General features: G+C 53.2%; 3 protein-coding genes. All 3 read right to left on the reverse strand.

Features of this window, described 5'->3' with window-relative positions:
- Positions 1-515: 515 nt before the first annotated feature.
- Complete coding sequence (locus ACPLUI_RS13265) at positions 516-1,064, reverse strand: flavodoxin family protein (protein WP_424660727.1); 549 nt, start codon at positions 1,062-1,064, stop codon at positions 516-518.
- A 327-nt stretch (positions 1,065-1,391) separates the two neighbouring features.
- Positions 1,392-2,783 carry a stalk domain-containing protein gene (locus tag ACPLUI_RS13270; protein ID WP_424660728.1) on the reverse strand — a complete coding sequence of 464 codons (1,392 nt, stop codon included), beginning with the start codon at positions 2,781-2,783 and terminating at the stop codon, positions 1,392-1,394.
- Positions 2,784-2,805: 22 nt separating this feature from the next.
- A partial coding sequence (locus ACPLUI_RS13275; protein WP_424660729.1) for a hypothetical protein occupies positions 2,806-3,013 on the reverse strand: 208 nt, incomplete at its 5' end.

A 3,013-nucleotide genomic window follows, 5' to 3' on the forward strand; every position in this document is an offset into this window, starting at 1 on the left:
CCCATTTCCCGGAGTGGCCGGAAAAACGGAGCACCGTGTCCGCATAGCAGTAACGACACCCGTGGGAACAGCCGATATAAGGGTTCAGGCAGTAGCGGTAGCCCGGAATGCCGGTTTTATTGAGGGCTACTTTACAATAGGTCTGATTCAGCACTGTCTTGGACATCATGGTATGACCAGGTATTCCCCTAACTTGTTTCTATCTCCCGGCGCGGGTTCCTCCCCAGAAATAAGAAAAATTATCTTTCTGCTCCTGACCTTGCCGTTTTGAAGCCGTGCTTCGTCCGGTAATATTCCAACACCGTTCTCTTCTACTCTCCGACTGGTCGCTAGGAGCTTTTATTTATCGCCGGGGTTGATACCTTCATCATTTTGCAGCAGATCCAATTGAACCGCTTCCGGGAAAATACGTTAAGAAACCCTGTCGAATATTATCGGCAGGGCTGAAATTAGGGTATATGTATCATCTATCATCTTCATAAACAATTCCCAGCTGCCAGAGTCCACCGCAAGTTTTACACTACCAGTTCCTTGCCTAGACGGAAGGCCTCTTCGAGCAACGCAGTATTGCTTTTGACCGCGTTTAGGTCATTCATGCCATTGCCTCCTGCTATTCCTTTGACCTGCATACCGAGAATCCTTCCCAGCCGCTGAGCAATCCCCTGCACCATCTCCCGGTCGTCCCCACCTCCCTGGGAGTAAACCATAATGAATTTCTTGCCCGGAGGGAATGTGCTGCTCAAGCCGGGCCTCAAGAAGGCGAAAAGGCGGTCCATGAACAGCTTGGTCTGGGCAGTGACGTAGCCCATATAGATCGGCGAGCCCAACACGATTCCATCGGCCTCAAGCAGGGCCCGGTAGATCTGAACCATATCGTCTTCCTGCCGGCAACGACCGTGCTCCTTGCAGTAATAGCATGCCTGGCAGCCGCGGATGTTCATTTCGTTCAGGCGAAACACCTGGGTCTCCGCTCCTGCCGCCGCCGCTCCGGCGAGCACTCTTTCCACCAGAGTTTCAGTGTTGCCGCCCCGCCGGGGGCTCCCTATAATACCAACAACTTTCATGTTCATTCTCTCCTTCCTCTACAGTTTTTCAAACCCGCCCGTCTACTGAAATTTTACACGATCCCGGAGAATTTTGGAACCTCATTTGACCGAAGCTGGAAGCATGAGTAATCTGGCTGGTGTGAAACTTCTTCAAGTTCGAGTTGCCGATATACTTCGTCCCGCCGCTGGTCTTACCAACCGGAACCGCAGAGACACCGCTCCCTACAGCTCCTTGCCCTTTTCCCTGGCCTCACTTCAGAAATATGTTCGCGTACTTGACATTGGGCGAAACCTTGAGAAAAACAAGAATGAAAATCCTGCAGCAAACAGGAAAAACCAGGTTTATTACTCCGGTACCGGCAGCTTTACCACTTCATAGCCAACCTGATCCCCGTCTACGCGGCAGCGCAGGTAGTGATAATAGCCGCCAGATTCCGGTGGTGCATACAAATTTGCGCCGGCACCTGCAGTGATAAAGTAAGGCACTCCCTGTATATCCATCCGGTTGAACATGTGTATGTGGCCGGAGAAAACAGCGTCCACATGGTAACTGGCTACCATTTGCATAAATTCAACAGCAGCCTCTGGTTCACCCCAACTGCTGCCGTGACCATCGGGCAAATTGGAAACGGTATCCGGGCCTCCACAATGGAAAGGGGACACAGGCGGCTTGTGGCCAAAAATAAAGATGTGTCTGCTCCGAACGCGGGCACCGGCCAGGTCATGGCGGAGCCATTCCCACTGCTGGCTGCCTGGTCTCAGCTCACCCTCTTTCGGCCCTTCCCCATTCTGCCACGCTGTATCCAAAACGATAAAATGTGAGTTTCGATAGTCGAAGGAATAATAACTTCTCCCCTTGAAAGGCAGTTTGTCGGCAAAGACCCGCAGAAAGTTACTTTCCCCATCTCCTGCCCGGCCACCGGCTTCTGCCCCTCTAATCAACTCATGGTTACCGATCACCGGGTACCACGGGGACCGCAGTTTTAAAAGGTATTTTCTGAAAGCCAGCAGGTTTTCGACCGGCCCGCCCTGATCGACACCGTCTCCCAGGTAAACCACCAGGGCAGGGTTATCCCGGTTAATCCGTTCCACGGCCTCCGCCAGTACCCGGTTGCCCTGCCAGGTTTCCCTTCCCGGCAATATCTTTGAATCACCCAGTACATCGAAAACAAAAGAATCTTCTCTACTGATACTCTCTGACGCGGGTTTATTACCGGCTGCTCCTGCGGCTGCCGGCACTTCGGGTACCTGACCGGGCTGCCCTATTATTACAGCCTGTCGGCCGCCGTCCCAACCCACCTCGTACCCGAACGCTTCGGCTACAAACCTGGCAGGCAGGTAGGTGCGGCCGTTTTTCAGTAAAGGAGCAACGTCCATTTGTACAGTACGGAACACGATAAACTGAGCCGAAACACCCTCTCCCGGCCCGTCAATCACTGTCATGTTCTTGTCCCCAACGGTGAGTTTTACAGTGATGTCCCGTTTGTCCCGGAGATTCAGCGCCACAGTTTGGGTCTTTCCGGCCCACGATACGCCCTTTTCAGGTACGCCCAGTGCACAAGCCAGGTAGCGCACTGGAAGAAAAACGCGGCCCTCTTTCACGAAGGGTGCAGCATCCAATTTCCTGAGCTGGCCGTCCACAGTGGCAAACATCTTGCCCACCACGAGCGCGGCTCTATGGCCCGGCGCGGCCAGAACAGGGGAAGCAAAAGCCAGGATTACCAGCAGAAAGGTCAACAAAGCGGCTGTTCTGCGCAGCTTACAGCACCTCTGCAATACAGGTATTTATTTTCCTGATTTTTTCTACTTCCAGGTGTACACTCCTCCCCATGCAATGGAAAAAATTATCTTCCTGTTCGAACCAGGCAGGACTATCCCGGGCTGTCACAACGGTACCACTACAGTAATGTCGGCCAGCCTTTCCACCGCTACCGGGACACCGTAAACGGCAGCAATGTTCTCCGGAG

The sequence above is a fragment of the Desulfofundulus sp. genome (assembly GCF_049701015.1).
Classification (GTDB): Bacteria; Bacillota; Desulfotomaculia; order Desulfotomaculales; family Desulfovirgulaceae; genus Desulfofundulus.